The sequence below is a fragment of the Stenotrophomonas sp. STEN225 genome (assembly GCF_056756445.1).
Genome location: NZ_JBRRBV010000005.1, coordinates 1 through 24,088, shown reverse-complemented (window position 1 = coordinate 24,088; position 24,088 = coordinate 1). Strand labels below are relative to the sequence as shown.

Below are 24,088 nucleotides of genomic sequence, written 5' to 3'. Positions count from 1 at the left end.
AACGGCGGCGCACGCGACCGCCGTCACGCCGGATTAACGTTCCGGATCAATAGGTTCCGTAGGACACTTCGACGATCACCGGCTTGCCTGTGTCTTGAGCCGGTTGCAGGGTGAAGCGGTCCAGCGCGCTGCTGTCATCGCCCAGCGGCGTGCTGCGGAACTGCAGACGGTAGGTCGCCCCTGCCTGCACGCTGCCATCGGGCAGCAGGCGTGCGTCGGCCGGAAGCAGCAAGCCGCCCAGATCGCTGTAGGCTTCGGGCGCGTCGCTGAAACCGTAGTCGACAAGCTCATCGGTACGACGCATTTCGTAGACCCGCGTCGGCCAGGGGCGGGCCGTGCTGCGGCCGTTGCGCAGGTCGGTCACCCACTGCTCTGGCAATTGATAGACCTTGCGCAGTGCGGTGTCATCCAGCTCGGCACTGGCCACCTGCAGGCAGCACACCAGCCGCTTGCTCTCGCGGTCATACACCGAGAAGCGCGCATCGCGTGCGACCGGCGTCGGCAGCAGTGCGAACGGGATGTCGCGCAAGGCGGGCTCGGCACCATCGCGGGAGTCCAGGTTGCGCCAGCCACCAATGGCCGGTTCGGCGGCCTGTGCCAGCGGCGCCGCCAGGCACAGCGCCACCGCAAGCCCGCCGGCGGTGCGTCCGATCCACTTCTGCATGTCGTTCATCCGTCGATGGCCGGTGGCCAATCAGTTTCGTGAGGATGCCATGAAGGTGCGACGCCCGCCACGTCGGGAGGCCAGGCTCGTTCAGCCGGGCCCGGCGCTCGCGGGTGAAGGCGGCCGCTACTGCATGTACTGCGTGGTGTGGCCGGTGAATCTGACACCATCGAATCCGAAGCAGAAGCGGCCCTCTTCGAATGCCCGGTAGACGAGCAGTGCGCCGTTCACGCAGAACGTGTCGCTCTCAGCGGATGTCTCCACCGTGCCATAGGTGCGCGCGCCCTCCTTGCCCACCAATGGGCCCGAGAACGCATCGATAGGCAACGGATACACGGTGCCGTCGCGGCTGTCGATCAGCACGATGGAGCGCTGGAAGTACTCCTTGCGCTCGTCCAGCTGGGCCAGGATGTAATGCCGGTTGAAGTTCGGCACCTGGGTAAGGATGGCCTGGTCGATCTGCGCGCGATGCTGCGCATCACAGAAGTCCACCGGGCTGTATTCGTACGCGCAGCCGGAATGAGGTGAGAGCATCCTGACGCCGGCATATCGTGCGCTTCGCGCTGTAGATGCAGGCACTTCCTTCGTCTTAGTGGCCGCCCCCGTTGCCGGCACACCTGCAGCTGGATTCTGCGATGAATTCGGCTTCCCGGTGCAAGCGGCGACCGAAAGAAGAAGGCCGAGCAGCAGCACAGGCTGCAGTCCACGCCAGACACGGGTGTTGATCTTCACCATTTCTCCGTTCCAGGCCTTCGACAAGAAGCGCGCGAACCACCGACGTAGCCTCAACCTTTGGCTTGTTCGGGCCATCGCCTGCCCATCTTGATCAGGCCCAATCGGGCGCACACATCAACTGCGACTTCTGCGCGTTGCCGACCTGGGGACCCAGCATCGGCCTTTCGCCGCGCCGGCTGCGCGCGTCATCGGGAAACTCAGACCCCAGCGCCATGCGGAGTCGCGCACGCGCCTGTTCCAGTGGCAGATCGATCATGATGCCGATGGGCGTGGGTGCGGTTCCCAGATGGGCAACGACCCTGTAGACCGGCAGGCCATGGAAATCGGCCTTGACGCAGAAGTGCGCGATCCCGAACTCCTCATCGCGTTCGCAGGGTTCGGGCGCGTGCAGGGCCAGGTAAGGATTCGCGGGCTGGCCTGATTCAGTGCTGAGGTACCAGCCCTTCGGCTGGCAATCCAGCACTCCGTCGAAGAGCGTTTCAGAGCTGTCCGGATCACCCGGCAACGGCGGCTCCGCCTGCGCGGCATGGGCGTCTGCCTTTGCCTCGATGGAGGCCTGCGCACGGCCGGCGGTGTCTGCCTGCTCGACATCCTGTGAGGTGGTTTGCCGGCATGCCACCAGCGGCAGCACAAGGCTGGCCAGGAGCAGCTGACGCAGCGCAGCGGGGCGCTGGCGATTCACTGACCTGCTCTGATGCATGGCTCCCAGCCTCCCAGAGGTGAAGCGCCCGATTGGCGCATAAGCGCAACGGGCATTCCAGACGCTGCATCGCCTCACCCGCCCATTGCCGAGCCCAGCTGCTGGAACGCGCCGCCGATGGTGGGGATGTTCGCTGGCGGCAGCGTAGCCGGATCCCGGCACTCCTGAGCCCTCCTGCCGGCCACACTGAAGACCTCGCGATAGCGGAGGTAGCCGTAGGTATTGACGGCAGGAATATTCAGCTCCGTCCACTTCCCGATGTAGAAGCCGGCCAGCGAGTCATGCATGTAGTTGTCAAACAGCACCGTACTCACATCGGGTACCGGCGCACCGTCCAGCACAAGGTTAAGCAGAGTGCTGGTCTCGGCCGGGATTTTTGCGTAGTCGTAAGCCGCCTGGGAGGCCCGCGGCGTAGGTTCAAATACCGGTCGCCCGATCTTGCGACCCGCCTCCATGCGCTTCTGGCTTTCGTCCAGCTGCCTGCGGTAGGCCGCCATATCCTCCTTGCCCCTGCGCAGCTTTCCAACCAGATTTGCGAAATCGCGCTGCGCATTGGCCAGATCCACCTGATCCTCGGCATCGGACTGCTTGAAGAACGGCTGTTGCAGCACGCTCTGTGGCCCATTCGGCAGCCGCTTGCCCTTCCAGGCAACGTACTGCCGGCAATGTCCTGCAATCTGCTGCGTGTGCGCGCCTCCGGGGACACCGTGACCGGTCAGCCAGGCGTTGTAATCGCGGATCAGCTGTGGGTGGCAGCCGAAATGCATGGCGAGCACTGGCTGCGCCCCCAGTTCCTCGATCGTTTTCATTATCACGCCTGCCTTGACGGCCTCGTGATGCATGTCGATCAACGGAATCTGCGCAAGCTTGGCGGTACCGTTCGCGGCACCGGAAACGAAGTCCTTGCCCTGGCCGCCGGGCGAGTAGCCGCCACCGACATCCGAGTGCATGCCCGGGTAAAGCACCTCCTTCCCGCTGGTCGCCAGGTCCAGCGGGAAATTGATCCGCTGCTCGTGCAGGGCGGCGAAATGCACGCTCTGGCGCGCTTCGGGGTGAATGCTCATCATGTCACCGGCGGCCCAGTCCCACTTGCCCTTCGAGACGCGGCTCATCGCAGCAACGCCGACCGACGCAACGGTATCGAAGATGCCCATGAAGTTCAGGTAGAGCGGAATGCCGGCAATGTTGTAGCCGCAACCGCTGCCCCAGGCTTCTGCCGTCTCATACAGCCGGTGCACGAACGCCCGCGCCTGTGCCGCGCCACGCGAGAAGCCGAAGACGGAAACGTGCACCGACTTGACGCGGCGCTGGTGCCCCTTGACCACGCGCTCCAACCGCTGCGCGATTGCCGTGAGCATCGCGCGTCGCGTCATGCCTTCCAGCAGTCGCGTCTCGCTCATTGAGGCGACCAATACTTTGGCTTCGTTGGGCTGGATCAGGTCACCACCGTTCAGGTACTGATGTACCGAATTGATGACCTGCAGGATGGCCCAGTGGATGCGGTCCGCACCATAACGCGCGGCGCCGCCTCCCAGCGTGTCACCATCCTGGTTGGTATCGCCGACGTCGGCGAATGGCGTGCCGACGCCGGGAACGTAGATGCTGAAGAAGCCGTTGCCACGCTCCTTCAGGGCGGCGTCGTACAGGCGCGCCACATTGCTGTGACCGTTGCGGGCCAGCTGGGTCTTGGGGGAGCGCGTCTTGCCGGTTACAAAGGTCCCTTCCCACTCGCGGTTGTTGCCGGTGCCGTCGAAGTAGATGCCTACGTGCACCTGGCCCTGGCATTCGGAGCCCTTCTCGCGCATGCACGCCATGGCCCGCGCCCGCTGCTGCGCTTCGGCGCCGCTCAGCGCTCTGCGTCCATCTGCCGGCATTGGTTGCGCGCCGGTTGCCGTGCGTCCACTCATGTCCTTGTCTCCTGGATTCGCTGCTGGTCCCCGCCGGGATCGTTGTCCTTGTCACCCACGCCAAGCATTTGGATCGGATACCCGGTGAGCGACCGGGCCCCGTGATCACTTTTCAAGCGGGCGCCGAAGGTGCTCCCAGACTGGATTCTCGCCCTCGCGCAAGGGCGCCTCGGGGCCGGTCAATGGATAGTCGGGATGACCGAGCACAAGATTGGTGACGAAGACCTTGATCTCGCCATTGCGCAGGAAATGGACGGCCAGGTTTCCGAGCTGGTTGTACTTCGGAATCGCAACGGTCTTCTTCTGGAACGTTTCGAGATCCGTGGTCCATTCGATCTCCACCTTCATGTCCGGCGTCCATCGATCAGGCAGCACGACGCAGCAGACAGTTCCGCCTTCCGAGTGGGAATCGGCCGACCCGCCACTGCCGCCATTCACGAGGAACTGCGCAATGTATGCATCCGTATGGTTGTAGCCGAGCACGGCCACCGGCGTGGAGGCCGTCCGTCCCCTGCAGGCCGCCAATGCCGGCAACAGGAGCAGCAACGCCAGGGCCGCCAGCAGATGGGTCCGCATCAAACGCATGATTCTTCCTTCACGTCCACGAGGGTGCAGGCTCGGCCTGCAAAGGCGAGGCGGTGTGGTCCCACAGCGGGACGCCCGTCGTCCAGACATCTTCCGGCAGCGCTGATGCCCAGTCCGCGAACGGCACCTCACAGCTCCCGGCAGGCTGCGCGAAACGCGCCTGCACGGCAGGATGGCCGCGGCACGCGCCGGAGGTGTACAACGCCAGCAAGAGGTACTGCACGTGATCGTCCACCTGGTTCACACCGTGGGCGATCGTATCCTGCATAAGGTCGACGACGAACGGGTACAGCGATCGATACGGCACCCGCTTGATCTCATCGGGGATGACCCTGCGAAGCTGGGCAATGGCCACATCCGGCTCGCACGCGTCCAGCAGGCACGTGTACTGGTCTTCGTCCAGGCGCAATGGCGGAAGCGCAGGCAGGCCGGCATCATCCATTCCGGCCAGCATCCCGGCCAGCGGCCATTCCTGCAGATCGCCGTAGCGATCGAAGTACTGCAGGCGCTGCACGCCCTCCAGCAGGGCGGCACGCTGCGCAGGCAACAACAGATCCAGCAGTGCAGGCAGGATACGGGTGTCGTACCAGCGCAACAGCATCTCACGACCGCCCTTCTCGGGCACCTTCACCAGATGGAAAGCACGCAACCGCTTCGCGAGATCGTCCAGTGCCAGTGCACTCCACAGCAGGGTCACGCCCGGCCTTTGCGCCCCCATCTGCCGGATCTCCGCATCCAGCTGCGCGTGCACGTCCCTGTCCGTCCAAGCCACCAGCAAGGGAGCAATATCCAGCAGGCCGGCCTCGGCCGTGCCTTCGAACAGTGAGCGATAGCGCGCGCCAAGACGCTCCAGCCGCTCATGGAAGTGCGACCGCTGCGCGCTGTCGATCACGGCGTAACGATTCACACCAGCACTCCCGGCGTGCCCTGGCGCATGGCGTCGAGAATGCAGCTCTTACAGCTGCTGCGCGGGAACTGGGGAAGCGGATAGCCCTGCTGCGCCGGGCCGACGAATGACTTGCTGCCCGCATGCACCTTGATCGTGCCCGGACAGGCGATGGTGATGTTGCCACCGGCAATGGTCAGGCTGGCCCCCCCGGACGTCGCCACGTGGATCGTATTGGCCGCGGCGAGTTCCACCGGCGCCTGCGCGCTGGCCCCGCGCAGAGCGCCACGCGACTGCACGCGCACCCCATCCGCCTGGGACTGGATATCGAGCATTTCAGTGCCGGCCACGACGTCAAGCGCGGTGGGTGTGGCCGCTGCTCCCTCAACCACGGACGCAAGCACGCCGATCGCCTGCCCCGCATGCAGACGGGTCTGCCCCATGGTAACCGTGTCGCTATGACCGCCACTGGCCAACAGCAGGCCTTCACCGCTCCCCCAGTGCACTCCCTGGCCTGCCACCTGCACCAGTCCCTGCGGTGCGGCCAGTCCAAGCAGTGGATCACCCGAATGCGGCACGCGATCCTGCCCAGCATCCGACTTGCGCTCGGTCGCACCACTCTTGCCGATATCGAATCCATCACCGCCCGTGGTGGTGCGTACGCTCGCCAGCAGCGCGGGAACCGGCGACTGATCGGGAACCAGCTCCGAGCGCTTTGGCGCGCGCGCGCCCTCCTGCATCGCCAACGGGCTGGTCAGGTGTGTACGCGCGGCCTGGGTGAAGCGCTCGCCCAGCGTCTGCAGCTGCGCAAGCAGCGCGGAAGGCTGCACCGCCTCGCCCGCAGGTGCCGTCGACCGATGCCCGTACGCCGAGAACCAGGCACCGGCCGTGGCGCGCACCGCGCCCCACGCGTCGCTGCGCAGTTCAAAACCGGTGCCACGCAGGCTGCCGACATAATTGTCTGCCTGATGACGCAGGTGCCCCAGGGTCAGTTGTGACACCTGCTGGCTGCTGGCCAGCTGCGCGCGCAGTTGCTGGTTCGAGTCATCGAACAGCAGATGGTTGGCGCCCTGCCCGCCTTCCCACTCGCGCGAGCGGATACCCCACAGCGCACCGCCCTGCCGATGCGCCTGGTCCCCCATGCCGGCAGCATGCCAGGCCGGCGCCTGGCCGCCACTGAGGTTGGCCTGCGCGCTGCCGCGCATGTCTGCAGCCTGGCCATACAGCGATACGTCGCTCTGGCCGCTTCCGCCGGCTGGCGTCGGTGCCACGCCCGCCTCGCCACGTCCGTTGTACAGGGTGCCCAGCACCAGTGGCCGATCGATATCGCCGTCGAGGAAGCCCACCAGCACTTCCTGACCGATGCGCGGCAGGAACTGGCTGCCCACGCCGGGTCCGGCATAGCGCTGTGCCACGCGCAACCATGCGCTGTCGTTGGCTCCGCCGCCCTCGCCTTCCTGGAAGTGGAAACGCACGCGCACGCGGCCATGGCTGTCTGCGTGCAGGTCCTTGCTGGCGCCTCCGTCGCCGGCAACCACGACAGCGGTCTGGTAACCCGGCACGGTCGGGCGCGGATTCAGCCGTGCGCCACTACCGTCCTGCAGCAGCGGGCGCCACGGCAGGGTGCGATCCACCGCGTCGAAACGGTTGCCATACCCGGTTGCTTCGGCCTGCTGCCAGAGCGCAGCGTCGGCCGGATCGATCGGCGCCACGCCCAGCGCGTCATCGAGGCTTCGTCGCAGATCGGTAGGGAGATTGTTGATGCCGGCATGTTCGACGGCCACCAGCAGCAGCTCAGGCGGTGTCGCACCGGGGGCCTGCTGCAGCCGCAGCCATTGTCCGGACTGGAAGCCGCGAACCGTACCCGACCCCTGCCAGCCACGGCTGTGGGTTTCGCGCGCCTGCGCCTGCAGGCGGGCCTGACGCGCACCGGCGGTACTGTCGCTGAAGGCGTAGGCACCTACCGCATCGTAGTCTTCGCGCGACGATTGGCCACCTCCGCCCTCCATCGGCGACTGTGCCACCAGTGCGCGTACCTGGCGGTAATCATCGCTCTGCAGGCTGATCGAAGTACTGGCCAGGCGCCGACGCAGGCCAATGGCCTGCACGCTGTCACTGGATTCGGTGGCGTCACTGCGATGGAACCGCACGCCTGCAGCCGCGCTGGTGGCATCTTCCGGCAGCGCGACGCTGTCGGCGAAGATCTCCATGCCATTGCCGCAGGGCGCTTCCTCATCGGCGTACAGACGCCAGCCCAGGCCTTCTTCGGCGAGCACGCGCTGCAGGAAATCCAGGTCACTCTCGCGGTACTGCACGCAGTAACTGCGCACGCGCTGGCCAAGGAAGGCGTCGACGCCCTCGGCCCAGCGCCAGCGCGCGATGGCAGCGTGGCCTGCCAGTACGGCATCGACGATCGCACGCACGCTCTGTTCCTGGAACACGCGGCTGTGCCGAGCATGCTGCAGCCACCACGTCCATGACACCAGCTGCAGCCGGTAGCGCACCAGGCCACCGTCGCTGCCCAGGCAGGAAGCGTCCGCGATCAGGCCGCTGCGCTGCCATTGACCACCATCGGCCGTCTGCGCGACCAGTGTCGCACGCGTGCCCGGCAGGGCGTCCAGCGCGATATCAGCGCGCGTGGCGAGTACATCGACATCGGTCCAGGCATGCTGGCCGAGCGCATCACCGCCGCGCCACCGCTCCACCGTGCACCCTTCCAGTGCATCGGACCGCAGTCGATACAGGCGTTGCGCGTCTCCGAGCCCGGCAACCTGGGTCATCACGTAGTTCAGCTGATCCATGCCAATTCCAGTGTGAAGACGCCTGCACCTACCCGGCGGCGTCGGATTCCAGCCATCAAATCTACCAGATTGCGGTGTTCGTCAAAATCACGACGCCTCGACCGCCGCAGAAGTGCGTTGTTCGTCACATAACTGACGGCATTCCGTATTCAGGCATGCCTGGACGGACCAATCCCGCGACCGCGTTCACATCGGCGGGCTAGAATCGCCCACAGTCCCCAACGAGACCCGCCATGCTGGATCAGGAAGCCCTGCTGGCCCCGATTTCGGAACACGCCCCGACCGGTGAAGACCTGTCGTTCTCGGCTGAATTCGATCGGATCATCGAAAACCGTCGTGCCGACGACCCGACCCTGGACCAGGGGGCGTGGCAGACCGACATCAAGTACGCTGACTGGAGCAGCGTGCTGCGCGATGCCACCGACCTGCTGCAGACCCGGACCAAGGACCTGCGGCTGGCAGGCTGGCTCAGCGAAGCCGCCACCCAGCTGGAAGGATTCCAGGGCCTCGCCGCTGGCTACCGGCTCACCGCCGGCCTGTGCGACCGCTACTGGGATGACGTGCATCCGCAGGCACCTGACGGCGATTTTGAAGAGCGCATCGGCAACCTGAGCTGGTTGCTGACCAACTCGCTGCAATGGCTGCGCTCCGTGCCGATTGCCGTCGCGCCGCAGGGGCGTTTCAGCCTCGCCGACTTCGAGCATGCCCATGCCCGTGCCAACAGCGGCGAAGAGGATGACGGCCGCCCTGGCCTGGACATTCTCACTGCCGCCCGCCGCGATACCCAGCACGGGTTCTACCGGCAGCTGGCCGACGACCTGCCCGACTGCAGCCAGGCCCTGGCCGAACTGCAGGCCGCGGTCGACAACCGCCTGGGGCTGGATGGCCCAAGCTTCAGCGCGGTGCGTGAGCAGCTTGAACACCTGCAGCGCACCGTGCTGCGTTTCGCACGCGAAGCCGGGGTGTTGCTCGATGGTGAAACCGAAGCCTCCTCCGACGATTTTGAAGATGCATCGTTCGGCCATGAGGCGCCCGCGTCCGAAGCGGTCCCGGTGACAGCACCGCGTGGCCCTGCGGGTGCACCCGGCTCGCGCAAGGAAGCGCTGCAGCAGCTGCGCCAGGTCGCTGAGTTCTTCCGTCGGACCGAACCGCACAGCCCCGTGGCCTATCTCGCCGAGAAGGCCGCACGCTGGGGCGAGATGCCGCTGCATGTCTGGCTCAAGCGCGTCATCAAGGACCACGGCACGCTGGAACAGATGGAAGAGATGCTGGACGTCAATCCAGAAGACTGATCTGCCTGCGGATCACGCTCGTGCGGGGATCGGGTCTGGCCCGATCCCCGTCATGTTTACTGGATCTTGAACTCGATGCGCCGATTGCGTGCGCGGCCATCGTTGCTGGTGTTGTCCGCCACCGGCTCGTCCGGTCCCTTGCCGACGACATCCATGTGGCTGCCCGGAATGCCCTTGGACACCATGTAGTTCTTCACCGACAGCGCACGCGCGTGGCTGAGCGCCAGGTTCGATTCGCGCTGCCCGACATTGTCGGTATGGCCGATGATCAGGAAACGGCTGTCCGGCATCTGCGCCATCTTGGCGACCATCTCGTCGAGGATGCTCATGCCGAACGGGGTCAGACGCGCACTGCCACTCTGGAACTCGATGATGCGGTTGGCCAGCGTCTGGTCCAGCACGTTCTGCTGCGAGCCGACCTTCAGCGCGTTGGTCACGGTGTAACTGGTATTGCTGGCCAGACTCAGGTCGCTGGCCACCTGCTGCCGCAGCGCTTCGTTGCCGACCTCACCGGTGATCCGCACTGCCTGTCCGTTCACTTCCAGCTTGCCGGGCGACACCCGCTTCAAGCCGGGATTGATCATGCCCGCCACGTAATCGCCCCAGTTCGGTGGGGTCGCGATCGTCTCGACCTGGATGCGGTCGACCACGCGCTCGGCGCCATACACGGCACGCAGATTGTTCAGCAGCTTGGCCTTGGTCGCCTGGTCAGGCACCACGCCTTCGATCACCACCGGTCGTTCGGTGGCAGCCTGTGCCGCAGCAGGCGCGTTCTGCGCGGCCAGCGGCACGGCTGCGAGCAGCAGCGGCAACGCAAGGGAGAGAGGGTTGCACAAGCGCATCATCAGGTTCCCAGGAAAGTCTCGCCGAACAGCTTGCGTGCGGTGGCCAGGGCCAGATCGTCACGGTCGAGGAAGCTGCCGAAGCGGTTGAGGTTGTAATCGCCGCGCAGATAGTCGTCCACCCATTCCGAATGCTGGATCCGGATCAGGAAGTCGCCGGCTTCCGCCGGGTCCAGCACCGCACGCAGCACCTGGCGGTCGGCGCCGTTGAAACCGACGATCATGCTCGGCGCAGCGTCGTTGCGGATCAGCACCGCCAGTTCGAAATCGCCGCGGGAGACGAAGCTGGACAGCAGATCCAGCCAGAATGCCGCCACCAGTGGGCGATAGGCCGGGTCACGGACCAGCGGAAACACCAGCGCCTTGTCGATGTTGACATCGCCCCCGCTGAGCACCGGCTGCAGCAGCAGGCCCAGTGCCGGCAGCACCTGTCGCAGCGCCACCTCGCCGTGACCGGAATCGCGCAGGCGCGACTCGAGGTCTGCCACGGAGGTGCTCTCCAGGAAGTCCTGGAAGCTGCCGTTGTAGTCACCGGGATCGGTGCTGATGCTGAAACGTGCGTCCGCCAGCTGCGCCAGCGCCTGCGCCGCGTCGCTTTCCTGGTAGGCCTGGCGTGCCAGGCGGGCCAGTCCGGACCAGGCGTTGGACATCGCCAGCGGGCTGCGGCCGATGAACGGCAACGGTTCCGGCGCATCCAGGCGCAGCGCGGACAGCAGCGGGAAGCGGCGTTCGGAGGAATCGCGGCTGGCCAGGAAGTGCCCGCACAGCACCATCTTGCTGCGAGAACCCAGGAACGCGTAGTGGATCTCCGGTGCCTCGTCGTAGCGCTGCTTCCAGTCCGGGCTCTGGCTCAGCAGTTCCAGGCTCTCGCCCGCCCACCGGTCCAGCCAGCCCAGCAGCTGGTGATTGTCGGCCGCACGGACGAAATCACCGCGCGACGGCACCTTGCCGAAGTAGGAAACTCCGGCACTGACGACGCGGCTCATCGCGCACCTCCCGTGGTCTGCGCCGCAGCAGGCGCGGTGGCTGCCGGCGCGGGCGCGGCAGGGGTACCACCGGCCACCCGCTCGGGAAGCTGCAGGCCGCGCTGCCAGTCGCCACCGCCCTCGCTGCCGCTGCCGGCCCGGCGGACGATGCGCATTTCCACCGTCACGGCCACACCATTGCCGTTCCAGGTGATCCGGCTGGAATCATCCAGGCGCTCGTATTCGCCTTCGGCCATCAGGCGGTTGAAGCCGTTCGCGCCCGGTGCACTGAACACCTCCACGGTACGTCCATCGCCGGTCACCGCCGTGATCTTCACGCCCGGCACCTGCCCCGCGTTCGGGTACTGCATGGTGGTCCATTGCGGCGGGGTATTGCGATAACGAAGCACCTGGCCATCGATCTCGATGCTGTACTCCAGCGCGCCGGCAGCCGGCGACGGCAGGATCTCGAAGATCGTGGTGTCCTGCGCCGCGCCGGCGGCAGAGCCGCTCACCCAGTTGCCATAGTTGGCAACCAGCTCAGCCGACAGGTTCACACCCTGCCCTGCCCAGCGGCGGGTCTCCAGCAGCGGACCGCGCTGGATCACCAGCGTGCCGAGCGCGTCCTTGTTGAAGGCGGCAATGCTGCCACTGGCGCCGAAGATGCCGGCGATGTCGCTCGGTGCGGCATCCACATCCGAGTTGAGGTTGAACGGGTACTGCTGCCCGATGCGTGCCTTGAACGGGTCATAGACCTGCGCCTTCCAGGTCTTGTTGACCTCTTCCTCGGTCGGCGGGATCAGGGCGCTGAAAGTCTGGGTCAACGGGCGCAGCAGCAGCGGGCGCAGGGCTTCGCGCTGCTTCTCGTCCAACCCGGTCAGTACCTGCTCGTCGACCAGCGCCAGGCCCGCGCTCAGTTCGGAGCCTTCATTGCTGAAGGTGTCCTGCATCAGCTTGCGGGTGCCCACGCCGATTTCGCCCTGGCTCTTGATGGCATTCAGGCGCGCACGCAGTTTGCCCAGTGTCTCGAAGTAGGCCGTGATCACTGCCGGCTGATCGCCGCGCTCACTGGTGAGCCGCGCGATGCCTTCGAACGCCTTGCCGATCGGACCCACCGGCTGCGCGGCGGCCGTCGCTGCCGGGTCCTTGCGCAGGATGGTGCGCTGGAACCAGGCCACGAAGCCCTTGCGCGCCTTGCTCGAACGCGCCTGCGCCGGCGGGTTGTCCCATACCGTCTCCTCGTTGATGCGCTCCAGCAGAACACGAAGCGGCGAGTTGCCGGGATCACCCAGCTTGTTGATGCGGGCCACCGCCTCGTCGAACGTACTGAACTCGGCCACGCTCAGGCCCTGCACGAACTTGCTCCACTCGCGCGCGTAGTCGTTCTTGTACAGGGTCACCAGCTCGCGCGAGACATGCTCGGGGCTGCCGGCCAGCGACAGATCGCTCTGCTCGGTGGTACCCAGCACCCAGTCGGTGGTGCTCAGCTGGGTATTGGCCGCTTCCTTGATCGCATCCTTTACGTACTCTTCCCACGCCTTGCGCGAGAACGCACCGGAAATCGCATAGCTGCCGTTGATCAGGCGCCCGTTGCGCTCCACACCCACCAGGCTGTCGACGGTGGTCGTTCCGAAGCGGGCGCCGGCACGTGCCTTGATCTGCGCGTACACGCGCTCCATCGCCGGCTGCCCCTTCATCACCTGCCCCAGCGCCTGACGCGTGTCGGACACCAGCGTGACCTTGTTCTGTATCTGCGGCCAGCTGGGCTGGCCCGCCTGCGCCACATAGAAGGTCATCAGCTTCTCGGCCGCGCGCACCATCTCCTCACGGCTCATCTGGCCGCGGTTGGCCTCCAGCCAGGTGCGCCAGAACAGGGTCAGCTGCTGCGACAGGTGAGCACCTTCGACGTACTTCGGATTACCCAGCATCAGGTAGGTCTTCAGTGCGTTGTACGCATCGTTGGTGCTGGTCGGCGATGCGTTCTGATACAGCACCTCGCTCTCGGCGGCAGCGCTGCTGCCCTGGCCAAGCTTGTCGCGCTCGGCGACCACCTGGCCGAGATAGTTCTCCAGATTGGAGACGGTCGGCGCCAGCATCACCTGCTGCATGCCGTGGTTGTACTCACGCAGCAGCTTCTCGCGGATCGCGGTGCCCTGGTACAGGCCCAGATGGGTGGTGATGCCGCCCTCCTTGCCATAACGGTCCAGCTGCTCCATGCGATCCTGCAGCAGAAGCAAGGCATCGATGCGCGACTTCAGGTCCATGCGGTCCTTCTGCACGCGCACGGCCTGATCCAGGTCCTTGGTGGCATTGGCCACCAGCTGGGCATTGGTGGTGTACGACCAGGTCCACAGGCCCAGCGCCAGCGCCAGCACACCCACTGCGCCCAGGAACACGCCATAGCGCAGCCGGTTCTGGTGCGGGCTGGAATACTGCCGGACCAGTTCCTTGTCGGCGAAGATCACCTTGCGGAACAGGTCCTTGAGGAAGAACGCGGTATGGCCGGTCGGCGCCTCATCGACATTGGACCCGCGCTCCAGGTTGAACTGGCGGCCGACGCGTTCGGACGCGTGATGCACCGAACGGCCTTCCTGCAGTGCGCTGGAGAAGTAGAAGCCACGGAACACCGGCTTGAACTGGTAGGGGTTGTCCTCGAACAGCGTAGCGATGAAGGTGCGCAGCGCCGGCTTGATGCCGACGAACTCCAGCGGCAACGACAGCAGCCCAGGCGAGACTTCACGGCCACGCTGCATCGCCATGTGGGTCAGGCTCATTTCCTTGATGCCTTCGGCCAGCTCGTCGAAATGGCTGTCGAATGCCGCCAGCGCGTCGCCCTGCTGATGCACGTCGAACGGCAGCGTCGCACCCCACACATGCTCGCGCTCGCCGGGATCGAGGTTGCGGAAGAACTCGCTGAAACCGGCGATGAGGTCGGCCTTGGTGAACAGCACGTACACCGGCGCGAACACTTCCAGCCTCTCGGTGATTTCCTGCACGCGCTGGCGCAGGTTCTTGGCCAGCTCGATCGCGAACTCCGGCTTGCTGCCGGACAGCTCGGCCAGGCTGGCGGCGATGATCACGCCGTTGATCGGTGCGCGCGGGCGGTTCTTCTTCAGCAGGCCGAGGAAGGTCAGCCACTCCATGCGGTCCTCGACGCTGACCGAGTAGCGGCCAGCGGTGTCGAGCACGATACCGTTGGTGGTGAAGTACCAGTCGCAGTTGCGGGTACCACCGATGCCCTGCACCACGTTGCCGCGGTTGTCCTCGAACGGGAACTGCAGGCCGGAATTGAGGATGGCCGTACTCTTGCCCGCAGCCGGATTGCCGATGATCACGTACCACGGCAGCTCGTACAGCGCGGCGTTGCCCTTCAGCACGCCCATCCGCGAGGACTTGATCTGCTTGACCGCGTCCATCATGCGCGTGCGCAGCGCCTCGGTATCGGCACGCTGGGCGGGTTGAGCGGTGGCTACCGCCTTGTCCGCCTCATCCTTGACCATCGCCTCCACGCGCTTGGCCGCGCGACGGGCCAGGATCCGCTTCACGATCCAGACCAGCAGCGCCAGCACCAGCAGGCCGGCCAGCACGATGGCCACCCAGATGCCGATCTGCCGTGCTTCGGCCTCACCGTAGTGGGCCAGCGCAGCGGCACCGACCAGGCCGAGCACCATCCAGAGACGGTAGTCGCGCAGGTAGTAGCTGAAATTGCTCAAACTCATGCAGGGATCCAGGAAGTCAGGGGGCCGACGGCGCATCGGCCGCCTGCGTCGGGGAAGGAAGAGGGTCGACCAGGCCGAACAGTCGCTGCTGGTTGTCGGCCACGCCGAGCAACAGCACCGGCTCGGCCTGGCGGTCAAGCTGTGCGCGGGCCAGTGCCAGCTGCGCCAACGGCAGCACCGGGCCCAGTTCGCCTGCGCTGATCGCCAGCGCCAGGCTCTGCGGACTGAAGTCCAGGTCGGGAGCCAGCGACGCCGTGATGGCGGCGGCATCGACCATCAGATCGCCCCGGTGATCGGCATCATGCAGCACGAACTGGGCCTGTGCGCCCTCCAGGCCCAGCGTCTGCTGCCACTGCGCAGCGAGCGTCGCCAGCTGACGGCGCTGTTCGGCCGGCCGGGTTGCCTCGATCTGCTCGGCGCGTACCAGTTGCGGGCGCCACAGCCGCGCGTCGCCTTCATGGGCAACGCCCCGGCTCGCCAGCAGGACGCCGGCAGCACCCTCGCCCGGTATGCGGCCATCCGGATTCTGTGCGGTTGCCAGCACACCGGAGGACTGCCATGAGGAAACGATGGCGGCATCGATCGAAGAAGACGCGGACACCAGCAGGTGCCAGCGTGGCTCGCCCTGATCCAGTGCGTCGATCACCCGTTGCAGGTGCGGCCACACCTCGCGTGCGCCGTCCAGCGAGGTGACCCGGACATCGAAGCGGCGCGCATCGATGCCTGCCATCCGCGCCTGCTCCAGCAGCCATGTCTGCACCCAGGGGCGCAGCGCATCGGACCAGCTGCCCGGCACCAGCAGCTCGACGCTCAGTACGTTCTCCACGCGCTGTTCGTCGCGACGTCGCAGACCGGCCACCACCACTTCCTCGGAAGCCATGATTTCCGGCAGCGCCGCGGATGCTGCCTCCAGCAGTTCCTCCAGCACCGGCTGCAGCAGGGCAAGCGCACGCCGTTCGTGGGCTGCGGTGTCGATGCCGTCCTGACGGGCCTGCAGCACCAGGAACTCATCGAGGTCCTGCGCCGCGCTCATGCGCACCGGCAGGTTGTAATTGTCGCGGAAGCGGCCATCGAGCGTCGGACGCGGTGGCGCAGCGGCAGCAGCCAGCCATGATTGGGCATCCAGATCCACACCCAGCCTGAGGCCACCGGCAATCAACGCCACCGACGGCGGCACCATCACCTTCGTCGCGACGGCTTCGCCTTTGCCCTTGACCGGCTCCCCATCGTTGGCCGCAGCCTTGTCCAGCGCCGCATCGACGCCACGGCGCGCGGCGCCACGCAGCATGAAGCCGGCACCGCTCAGGCCGACGGGCAGCAGGCCCAGGTAGGCCAGCATCTGCATGCCGGTCGGTACCGTGCCGCTGTTGCGCCAGTAGAGAATCGTCGCGCCCCAGGTGGCGACGAAGATCATCACCACCGAAGCTGCTTTGCCCAGCCATCCTGCCATCAGTTGCCCTGCTCCATGCGCTGCTCCTGTCGACCGCGCAGGTCAACGCAGACCGGTCATGGCCTGTGAAGCGACCAGCGTCGCTCCACACGCGGTGCGGTCGCCGTCGCGCGCCACCGGCTGACCGTCGATGAGCACTGTCGCGTCGCCACTGACAATCGTGGTGGCGCCGTGCACGGCGCACAACGCACGATCACCGACGCGCGCCACCGGCCTGCCATTGATGTCGGTCTGTCCGGTGCCCGCCACCACGGTCCCTCCGTGGCTGAGCGGGTCACCGACGACGATAAACGGTCGTGCCATCCATCATGCTCCTTGATCCATGTGTGACCCGGCGTTCCATCGCCCCCCGGTTCCCCCGACGACGCAGGCCATCGGCGTAACCATACCAGTACCGCCGTGCGGTTATCACCCTTGACGGGACAGTTCCTCGCGCTTTGCCACCCGGGCGGCGCGGCAGCGGTCCGTCATTTCCACGTGAACATAGTCCTTGATGCTCCGCCAGTTTCCGCCCCAGTCCAGGCCCGCCTGTTCAGCCAGCTCGCCGTACAGGAAGTACCCACGCCGGGTCCACGGATCTTCCATGTCCCATTGCAGCTTGCCATCGCGGATGGGTGCGCTGTCCACGCCCAGCCCATACTGGTGGCAGCTCTGCCAGGCACCGGCCCGGGTCGCCTTGCCACCGGCCATCAGTTCGGCCTGCCGCTGCGGACTGCGATAGCCTTCGATCAGCACCATTTCGTAACCGTACTGGCGTCGCATCACCTCATAGATGGCCAGCACGCGCTGCTGCAGATCGGGATCGATCTGACCCCATTTGCGATCAGCCGTGACGATTTCAGGCCGCAGACGACGCACTTCGGCAGTGGTGAACACCTCCGGCGGCGGCGGCGGTGGCGGCGTCAGCCGCTCCCCGCGTAGCAGCTGGGCGACCATCGAACTCGATTCCGCCAGATCATCGCCCCTGAAATCCTCCAGCACCACGGTCTGCCGCGTGACGAATATCACAATTGGAGGAATCAGCAGCAACGCTGCGGCGACAACCAGAATGAGCCAGTGGCGCCGCAGTGCGCCGTGCACGGCTCCGACCTCTTCACGAACCCCACTGCGCACGCGGGTGGCGCCGTGGCCGACCCGGTCACCGACCTGCCCCGCCCGACGACGGAATCCGCCCAGACGCTTCGCGATCGCCTGACGCAGCGATTCGACCGTCTCGGGGAACAACAGTACCCAGCACACGCCAGCCACCAACAGTACGACGGCAATGGCAGCAACCACGATTGGCAACACCGGTCCTCCCTGACACGCGATCTGGTTGACGCCCCAACCGCTTTCACTAAGAATGCGCAAATTCGCTTCGGCAGTTGCCGACTCAAACCAAGGGCTGGATGCACTTGAATAATGGCGGAATCAATCGGCCAAGTCTGCTCTCAGGGGGAGCGCAGGCAAAGGGCCAGGCCCCGAATTCGGGCCGTATTCTGGCAGACATGGAGGGCCGGCAGGCAACCGCGTCGCCACGTGCCGCACGCGCGCCGTCCAGCGGCAAACGCCGTACGGTCCTGTGGCTGGCATTGGCCAGTGCCGTGGTCGTCATCGCCGGGCTGACCGCCTGGGGTCTGTCCGGTAGTAATGACTACAGCGACCCGTCCGAGTATTCACTGACACCCGACACCGGCCATGTGACCGGGCACCCGGACGCCCCGTCGGTGGCACCGGGTGAAGGCGCCGCGATGATCGTCGATGCGCCCGCTTCTCCGTCTGAGCCGGCGCTGCCGGCCACCGCCGGGAGCCCACCCGCTCCTGCCGCTGACGCGGCAACCGCTGCTGCGGGCGCTGCCGCAACCACCGGCACCGCTGCAACGACGCGGGCACGGGGCGCCCAGCCGGGTGAACGCAGCAGTCGCGCCGCCGGTACCGCAGGCAAGGGCGATGAAAATCTGCTCGGCACCCTGCTCGGCATCATCAAGGAAGAGGACAAGGCCAAGGCAAAAGCCAAGGCCCAGCCTCAAAGCATGGATGATCTGATCGCCCAGATCGAAGCAGACCAGCGCAAACGCGCCGAAGACGAGCGCGCCGCGTTCGAGCGCGTGGCCAGCAAGAAGTCCGCCTCGACCGAATCCAACATCCAGGCGCAGCTGCGCAGCTGCCCCAGCCCTACGTCACTGAAAGGCGTGGACTGCCGGCGCAGGATCTGTGCGGCGGTGAGCGGCAAGGATCCGGCCTGCCCGGCGATGTGATCCCGAGCCCTGCCTGCTGACGCAGGCAGGGCGCTGCCGCAGCGGCCCGCTCAGAGCGGACGCCGATCCGGCTCGAACTGCGCCATCACCTCGGGTTCCACGAGCCGAAGAGGATCGTTGGCATCGATTGCGCACTCGTCTTCCACCCACTGTGGCCACACGGGCGCGCGGCAGGATCGAAGGACCAGCCATCGGCACAACACCAGGGGCAGCAGCAAGGGCATCAGGATGAAGCGTGCGCCCAGCAGGCTGGGACCGAGACTGGCCACCACGAACAGGTAGCAGTTGCGCCATGACGGCGTCACGGACAGGTTCATCTGGCGACCCTCGATGGTATCGACCACCTCTGCCGGCCCCTGCTCCATGTAGCGGCGAATGAACTCCCAGATGCCGCGGATCTTCTGTTCGTCGTCGAAGTAATGGCCCACCGCGAAGGTCCGTTTGATCACCCGATCCTCAAGGATGCTGCAGCGCAGGTCGCGCAGGAAGGCCTGGCTGGTCCCCTGCCCGATGTAGAACACGGCCTCATCCCATGGGACGGATACAGCGCCCTCTTCCCCACCCGTGAAGAAATAGACCGTCCGGTTGCGCCGGTTGAACCGTGTCGGATACCAGACATAGGTGAAGAACTCGTAGCGCAGCGTCGTGTGCCAGAACAGCACCGGGGCACCGACCACGCACACGCCGACCATGGCGTACATCACCCAGTCCCAGAAGTCGCCTTCCAGGTTCGGGATCACCAGCGTGAAAAGCAGGAAGAAACCGAACAGGAACAGGGCCAGCGTCCCCAGCAGGACCATGGTGGTCGAGACCATTCCGCGCAGGCGGAACCTTCGGTCGATCAGATCGATGTAGGTCGAGTTGAAATGAACCAACGACGCACGTTCGTCAGGTGCGACATCCTCGGCGATCCGAGGATCGAAACGCGAGGCGCTCTCCTGTGCCGAGAGAAAGCGATCCGTCGGGAAACTGCGCATCCAGCCGCTGTACATCAATCCGCCTCACTCAGTGCCTTCAAGCCTTCTGTCTCCTGCTGGAGACCCTCGAATTTCTTGCTCTTGTGCTTTCCGAAATAGCAGGCATCAAGCCACTTCTGTATCTTCGTCGGCTTGAAGTAGCCGACAATCAACGTGATGATCGCGACCACCAGGCCGATGATCAAGCCGACGAAGGCGAAGGTAGTGAACAGCAGGATGGCGGCGATGATGCTGGCCAGACCAAGGCCAATCATGCAGATGCCATAACCTCGCGAAAGACCGATGTCCTGATAGCCGTCGATGATGTTCAGCGTGCCGCCAATGAATCCCGCCGCGGCGCCAAGGAACTTTCCAAGCCCTCCCAGCAGCCCCGCCCTTGTGCTCAGCTGTCCGGAAAGTGCCCGCAACCTGATGCCGTGGGTGCCAACCCACCAGGGGTGCTTCTTCGCCACACCTGCGCTCAGCTCCATCAGACCGCCAGTCAATCCCGCGACGCCACCTGCGAAGTTGACGATCTTGACGTCCTTCTCTTCCTGCTTCGCCTTCTTCATCTCATCCCACGCTCGCCCGAGGCTGAAGGCGGTAAAGATGTTCGAGACGACGCCGGCCTTGAAATCAAGATCGAAAACCCGCCTGACATTTCGTTGCAGCAGCGCATCGAATTCCTCGTGCCGCACGATCACCGACTGGGAAATGTGCGCATCGAGCTGTGCACCCCGCAACTGGGTCAGGCGCTGTGCTTCGCCCTCGTCAACGAACATGAGGGCCTGATACGGATAGCGCCGCCCCTGCGCATCCTGGATTCCATCAAGCGATGCGCGCACGGCGCTGCGGTACTGCTGTTCGTTTCCGCCGGAAATGCTTGCCAGCGCGGAGGCCACCATTCGGGTCGCCTGCTTGCGGGTCGCCTCCGTGCGCAGGTCGATCAACCTCAATCGCCGGTTCGGATCCTCCGTCTTGGCGAGTGCCCCCAGCAGAGAGATGATGCGTCGCTCTGGCAGTTTTGCCGCCACCCAGCCCACCGCACCGTTGCCGAATCCATTCAGTCTCGAGACCACCGGGCCGCTGATCTGGAACGCGTACTTGGCGATGGCATTCATCGCCACCTCCATCCACTTTCCGCCAACCGGCGCAGGGCCACCAGCCATCGCCGCCTTGTAGCCATCACTGGTCAGCACGGAATTGAACACGCCCCAGATCTTCTCGGACGCATCCGCCCAGCTGACGCCATCCTTCTTCATGGCCCCCTCCTTGGTAGCCGCTGCCCACCCCTTGATGATCTCCTCCTGATTGGCTGCCAGGGCACGCACCTCGACGGAGCCTGGCTTCTCAGGGTCATCACCAAGGCGATCCATCAGGAACCGGGTAACGCTGGCGCGTGCCGTGGCATCGGTGATGACCAGCATCACCTTGTGGACATAGGCCACGCCACTGTCGATGTTCCGCCTGTCGAAATTGTAGATGAAGTGATTTCTGTAAAGATCCGACTTCATCCACGAGAGGTAGGCCGCATCGAGCGGCTCGATGGTTGCCTTCTCGAATGCGGAGAGCTCTGCGGGGTACTCAACCTCGATGTAGTTCTTCTTCTTGGCATTGTCGAACAGTTCGATATGGTCGCTATTCCAGGCTTCCGTGCCGAGACGATCAGCTTCTTCCTCGGTAATGTAGCCCGCGTACTCCATTTTCTCGCCCGGGTTCCGTCCGCGGTACACCGCGCTGGAGTGCGCGGGGAACCATGTTCCGAAAATTCCCGCCACAGTCGAGCGTGTCTCGCTCGTGCGCTGGACAACGTTGTGCCGCACCGCCATGGCGAGCGCATCAATCGCCTGCGCGCTTTCCCTCTTCCAGCGGCGCAGCGGTTCGTTGGTCCATGCATGGGTCCGTCGGATGATCTGGGCATTCAGATCCATCGCAATGCCTATTGGATCCTCAAGCGCAACCATTGCGACCGGAATATCCTTTCCGGCCTGCCTGGCGGCCTCAAGCAGCTGGGGAACTTTCCCAACCGCACTGATGAAGGGACTCAATGAGTCGGCGAACGCTGGTGACGTGTTCTGTTGCACGGCGTTGAGCCCGAGCGGCCAGGCAAAGCTGATCGGCTGCATCATCCGCTCGAACAGATCCCCGCCCACCTTGAACTCCGCAACGCTGGAATGATTCGCGGCAAGGGTCGCGGCATGCGACTGCGCTGCTGCGCCTTTGGACTCGCACCACGCGGCACCATCGAACACACGCATGTTCGCCTGTCTCACTGCAGGCTTGTCCATGTGCTCCTTCAGCACGGCAGGGGTCCAGGGCGTATCGCAGAACGCCATCCAGATGTTGCCGACCTTGCCAGGCAGGTGCGCATCAGGAATGGGTATGCAGCGCGCCATCTCGGATGTCGCTCGACGACCGCATGGCGCATTGTCCAGTGCTTCCAGGGTCGGAGGCTGCGACGCGTGCACGTCGAACTCGGAAAGATAGCCCTTGGCATCTACCAGGTAGCCCTTCCACCCCTTGGCACCCAGTCGCTCGTTGAACACATACAGGTAGCCCTCGCGCATTGTTCTCAGGGTGTATTGCGCAAGCGCTCCAGGCAGCGGCACCGCGCTTCCACCACTGGCGAAACTTCCAGCGAGCTTCGGGGCCTGCGCCCAGCCATTGACGTCCGCCCTCGCGACCGCATAACGCAATGGCATGAGCAGCAGGCCTTTCCGGTCACAGGCGGGGCAGTGCTTGGTCAGGTCTTCACAGGGGGAAAGCGCCTTCGCCTTCCCCTGGCCTGCACCCTTGTTGGTCTTGGCAGCAACCTTCTCGTTGTCCCAATGCCCATTGGGATCCGTCGCGACGAACCTGTAGGTGGATTTCCAGGACTCCTTTCGTCCCGCCGGGCGCTCACGGTTACCCCAGAGATAGATCTGTCGGCCATCACTCGTGCTGTAGCACTCACAGGTGACCAGACCTCGCTCGGCGAAGTACTTGAGCGTGGTCCGTCCCTCGGCATCCGGTTCGGAGACGATATACCAACCTGGCTTGAAGTCAGACATCTCTCACTCCTTTGATTTCATTTTCCGACCAGTGCCGCCCGGAGGGGCGTTCGGCCTGGGCTGCTGGATTCGTGGCGCGTGCGAGCGCGAACAGGTCCAGATCGACGGTACCGCCGACGTAGGTCGCGCCATTCTCGCGAACGTCGCGCAGGCAGCGTTGCATTTCCGGGTGTGCGAACAGCGCCTCTCCATGGATCACATGGTCCACGGCGAATGCCTGCTGGTCCTCCGGCACTACAAGCGCTTCCAGTTCGATCGCTCTTCGCAAGGCCACGTCGGCGCGCTCGTGGAGATCTGGATGGGCCGCCATCTGCGGGGCGGCGCGCACCACATCGAGCGCAACACGGTTCACCAGTTCTATCCTGAAGACTGCATCCCACTGACGCTCTGTCCAGCCCTGGCCAGGCTGTCCTGCTTCCGCTGGGCGGTCGATGCTTCCCCAACGATTGAGGTCGGGATCGCGCCACCACCATACGCTGATGGGTCCCATCAGATCACGCAGCTGGAGGGAGTCAAGGATGCGGGGAAAATGCATGAATACACGCGGATCGTGGAGCCGGAGCCAATAGCGCGTACTACCGGGCTTGCGTCTCAGCATTACAGAGCGCAGGTGCGCGGCTACCCGTTCTCCTGACTCACTGCTCCCAAGCAATGCCAGCAACCCACGCAGTTCTCCCTCCACATGAAGATGTTCCAGCTCGTCCAGCAGAGCAAGGCGCAGTGCTGCATCCACGCCATCGAGCACGACCAGATGCGGGCAGACACCGGCAGGCAAAGCAAGTCCCGACGGTTCCAGGCTGTGGCACTGGAACCGGGCCAGGAGTGGGATCAGGCCAAGTGTGGATTCACTGATGATCGCAATGGGATGTTCGAGAAAGTGCCTATGCGAAAAACTCATGGCATCAGCCCACTCCCACGACAGCCGCACCCGTGCGCTCGGCATTTGCCGCCTTGGTCGGGCACAGGGCGAGCTTCCCTTCGTTCTTCGACGCCTCACCGGGCACACTCGCCGGCCCCAGCCATTCCCTCTGGCTCGCCTTGAATTCCACCTTGCCCGGCGCGCCCAGTTCGATGTTGTCGCCCTCGATCCGGATGTAGGCGCCGGCCGCCGTCGCCAGCAGATGCTTGCTCGGCGCCGACAGCTGCACGTCCGCTTCGGTACTGGCGATGCGCACCTGCGTCTTGGCCGCCACGATCGCCTGGTTCTTGTGCGCACGCGCACTCACCTTGCCCTGTGCAGCATGCAGCGCGATGCCGCGCTCCTGGTTCGGGCTCTCGCCGCTGGGTTCCATGCCGGCG

The 24,088-nt window shown here is 65.1% G+C and carries 19 protein-coding genes; 2 read left to right on the top strand and 17 right to left on the bottom strand.

Translation table 11 applies throughout. From position 1 onward, the window contains the following. Nucleotides 1–46 precede the first annotated feature (46 nt). From ACVOJ1_RS06615 to ACVOJ1_RS06585, 7 genes are all read right to left on the bottom strand, one after another. Nucleotides 47–664 carry a decarboxylase gene (locus ACVOJ1_RS06615; protein WP_346480175.1) on the bottom strand — a complete coding sequence of 206 codons (618 nt, stop codon included), beginning with the start codon at nt 662–664 and terminating at the stop codon, nt 47–49. Nucleotides 665–790: 126 nt separating this feature from the next. Further along, nucleotides 791–1,399 (bottom strand): hypothetical protein, encoded by a 609-nt coding sequence (locus tag ACVOJ1_RS06610; protein WP_220083897.1) that lies wholly within the window; start codon nt 1,397–1,399, stop codon nt 791–793. Nucleotides 1,400–1,490: 91 nt separating this feature from the next. Further along, entirely contained in the window at nt 1,491–2,081 is a 591-nt protein-coding gene (locus ACVOJ1_RS06605; RefSeq protein WP_262218310.1) for a hypothetical protein, read from the bottom strand. 92 nt (nt 2,082–2,173) lie between these two features. After that, nucleotides 2,174–3,754 (bottom strand): phospholipase effector Tle1 domain-containing protein, encoded by a 1,581-nt coding sequence (locus ACVOJ1_RS06600; RefSeq protein ID WP_343237013.1) that lies wholly within the window; start codon nt 3,752–3,754, stop codon nt 2,174–2,176. Between the two features lie 357 nt (nt 3,755–4,111). Further along, nucleotides 4,112–4,591, bottom strand: a complete 480-nt coding sequence (locus ACVOJ1_RS06595) for a DUF3304 domain-containing protein (RefSeq protein ID WP_231107796.1) — start codon at nt 4,589–4,591, stop codon at nt 4,112–4,114. A 10-nt stretch (nt 4,592–4,601) separates the two neighbouring features. Then, nucleotides 4,602–5,498 carry a DUF4123 domain-containing protein gene (locus ACVOJ1_RS06590; RefSeq protein WP_346480174.1) on the bottom strand — a complete coding sequence of 299 codons (897 nt, stop codon included), beginning with the start codon at nt 5,496–5,498 and terminating at the stop codon, nt 4,602–4,604. Continuing rightward, a complete protein-coding gene (locus tag ACVOJ1_RS06585; protein WP_346480173.1) occupies nt 5,495–8,278 on the bottom strand; it encodes a type VI secretion system Vgr family protein in 2,784 nt (927 codons plus the stop codon). The genes ACVOJ1_RS06590 and ACVOJ1_RS06585 overlap by 4 nt, the downstream gene beginning before the upstream one ends. A 233-nt stretch (nt 8,279–8,511) precedes the next feature. Between ACVOJ1_RS06585 and tssA the strand changes: the two genes are divergently transcribed. After that, nucleotides 8,512–9,570: a type VI secretion system protein TssA gene (gene tssA / locus ACVOJ1_RS06580; RefSeq protein WP_065175277.1), complete on the top strand. Its 1,059-nt coding sequence runs from the start codon at nt 8,512–8,514 to the stop codon at nt 9,568–9,570. A gap of 56 nt (nt 9,571–9,626) precedes the next feature. On the opposite strand, the gene ACVOJ1_RS06575 is transcribed toward tssA, so the two are convergent. The 6 genes from ACVOJ1_RS06575 to ACVOJ1_RS06550 all read right to left on the bottom strand — a co-directional run bounded on the left by ACVOJ1_RS06575 (nt 9,627) and on the right by ACVOJ1_RS06550 (nt 17,836). Continuing rightward, complete coding sequence (locus tag ACVOJ1_RS06575; protein ID WP_111185953.1) at nt 9,627–10,412, bottom strand: OmpA family protein; 786 nt, start codon at nt 10,410–10,412, stop codon at nt 9,627–9,629. A gap of 2 nt (nt 10,413–10,414) precedes the next feature. Next, nucleotides 10,415–11,398, bottom strand: coding sequence for a type VI secretion system-associated protein TagF (tagF, locus tag ACVOJ1_RS06570; protein ID WP_053518394.1), 984 nt, complete (start codon nt 11,396–11,398; stop codon nt 10,415–10,417). Next, on the bottom strand, nt 11,395–15,096 hold the full coding sequence (gene tssM / locus ACVOJ1_RS06565) for a type VI secretion system membrane subunit TssM (RefSeq protein ID WP_346480172.1): 3,702 nt from the start codon (nt 15,094–15,096) through the stop codon (nt 11,395–11,397). Before tssM ends, tagF begins: the two co-directional genes overlap by 4 nt. Before the next feature lie 16 nt (nt 15,097–15,112). Then, nucleotides 15,113–16,546 carry a hypothetical protein gene (locus ACVOJ1_RS06560; protein ID WP_346480171.1) on the bottom strand — a complete coding sequence of 478 codons (1,434 nt, stop codon included), beginning with the start codon at nt 16,544–16,546 and terminating at the stop codon, nt 15,113–15,115. Nucleotides 16,547–16,588: 42 nt separating this feature from the next. Beyond that, nucleotides 16,589–16,849: a PAAR domain-containing protein gene (locus tag ACVOJ1_RS06555; RefSeq protein WP_053518398.1), complete on the bottom strand. Its 261-nt coding sequence runs from the start codon at nt 16,847–16,849 to the stop codon at nt 16,589–16,591. Nucleotides 16,850–16,954: 105 nt separating this feature from the next. Next, nucleotides 16,955–17,836 (bottom strand): M15 family metallopeptidase, encoded by an 882-nt coding sequence (locus tag ACVOJ1_RS06550; RefSeq protein ID WP_239519783.1) that lies wholly within the window; start codon nt 17,834–17,836, stop codon nt 16,955–16,957. Nucleotides 17,837–18,033: 197 nt separating this feature from the next. Between ACVOJ1_RS06550 and ACVOJ1_RS06545 the strand changes: the two genes are divergently transcribed. Further along, nucleotides 18,034–18,783 (top strand): hypothetical protein, encoded by a 750-nt coding sequence (locus ACVOJ1_RS06545; RefSeq protein WP_111185956.1) that lies wholly within the window; start codon nt 18,034–18,036, stop codon nt 18,781–18,783. Nucleotides 18,784–18,833: 50 nt separating this feature from the next. On the opposite strand, the gene ACVOJ1_RS06540 is transcribed toward ACVOJ1_RS06545, so the two are convergent. The 4 genes from ACVOJ1_RS06540 to ACVOJ1_RS06525 form a co-directional block, all read right to left on the bottom strand. Further along, nucleotides 18,834–19,775: a DUF6708 domain-containing protein gene (locus ACVOJ1_RS06540; RefSeq protein WP_053520405.1), complete on the bottom strand. Its 942-nt coding sequence runs from the start codon at nt 19,773–19,775 to the stop codon at nt 18,834–18,836. After that, nucleotides 19,775–22,789, bottom strand: coding sequence for a T6SS effector BTH_I2691 family protein (locus ACVOJ1_RS06535; protein WP_346480170.1), 3,015 nt, complete (start codon nt 22,787–22,789; stop codon nt 19,775–19,777). The genes ACVOJ1_RS06540 and ACVOJ1_RS06535 overlap by 1 nt, the downstream gene beginning before the upstream one ends. Beyond that, nucleotides 22,782–23,687, bottom strand: coding sequence for a DUF4123 domain-containing protein (locus ACVOJ1_RS06530; protein ID WP_346480169.1), 906 nt, complete (start codon nt 23,685–23,687; stop codon nt 22,782–22,784). The genes ACVOJ1_RS06535 and ACVOJ1_RS06530 overlap by 8 nt, the downstream gene beginning before the upstream one ends. Before the next feature lie 4 nt (nt 23,688–23,691). Further along, nucleotides 23,692–24,088 (bottom strand): DUF2345 domain-containing protein (locus ACVOJ1_RS06525; protein WP_346480168.1); only part of this gene is annotated, 397 nt, incomplete at its 5' end.

Excerpts from the sequence above, each read along its gene's own strand:
- ACVOJ1_RS06615 (WP_346480175.1), bottom strand. The coding sequence starts at position 664 with ATGCAGAAGTGGATCGGACGCACCGCCGGCGGGCTTGCGGTGGCGCTG.
- tssA (WP_065175277.1), top strand. The coding sequence starts at position 8,512 with ATGCTGGATCAGGAAGCCCTGCTGGCCCCGATTTCGGAACACGCCCCG.
- ACVOJ1_RS06560 (WP_346480171.1), bottom strand. The coding sequence starts at position 16,546 with ATGGCAGGATGGCTGGGCAAAGCAGCTTCGGTGGTGATGATCTTCGTC.
- ACVOJ1_RS06575 (WP_111185953.1), bottom strand. The coding sequence starts at position 10,412 with ATGCGCTTGTGCAACCCTCTCTCCCTTGCGTTGCCGCTGCTGCTCGCA.
- tssM (WP_346480172.1), bottom strand. The coding sequence starts at position 15,096 with ATGAGTTTGAGCAATTTCAGCTACTACCTGCGCGACTACCGTCTCTGG.
- ACVOJ1_RS06585 (WP_346480173.1), bottom strand. The coding sequence starts at position 8,278 with ATGGATCAGCTGAACTACGTGATGACCCAGGTTGCCGGGCTCGGAGAC.
- ACVOJ1_RS06540 (WP_053520405.1), bottom strand. The coding sequence starts at position 19,775 with ATGTACAGCGGCTGGATGCGCAGTTTCCCGACGGATCGCTTTCTCTCG.
- ACVOJ1_RS06610 (WP_220083897.1), bottom strand. The coding sequence starts at position 1,399 with ATGGTGAAGATCAACACCCGTGTCTGGCGTGGACTGCAGCCTGTGCTG.
- tagF (WP_053518394.1), bottom strand. The coding sequence starts at position 11,398 with ATGAGCCGCGTCGTCAGTGCCGGAGTTTCCTACTTCGGCAAGGTGCCG.
- ACVOJ1_RS06545 (WP_111185956.1), top strand. The coding sequence starts at position 18,034 with ATGGAGGGCCGGCAGGCAACCGCGTCGCCACGTGCCGCACGCGCGCCG.
- ACVOJ1_RS06555 (WP_053518398.1), bottom strand. The coding sequence starts at position 16,849 with ATGGCACGACCGTTTATCGTCGTCGGTGACCCGCTCAGCCACGGAGGG.
- ACVOJ1_RS06595 (WP_231107796.1), bottom strand. The coding sequence starts at position 4,591 with ATGCGTTTGATGCGGACCCATCTGCTGGCGGCCCTGGCGTTGCTGCTC.
- ACVOJ1_RS06530 (WP_346480169.1), bottom strand. The coding sequence starts at position 23,687 with ATGAGTTTTTCGCATAGGCACTTTCTCGAACATCCCATTGCGATCATC.
- ACVOJ1_RS06535 (WP_346480170.1), bottom strand. The coding sequence starts at position 22,789 with ATGTCTGACTTCAAGCCAGGTTGGTATATCGTCTCCGAACCGGATGCC.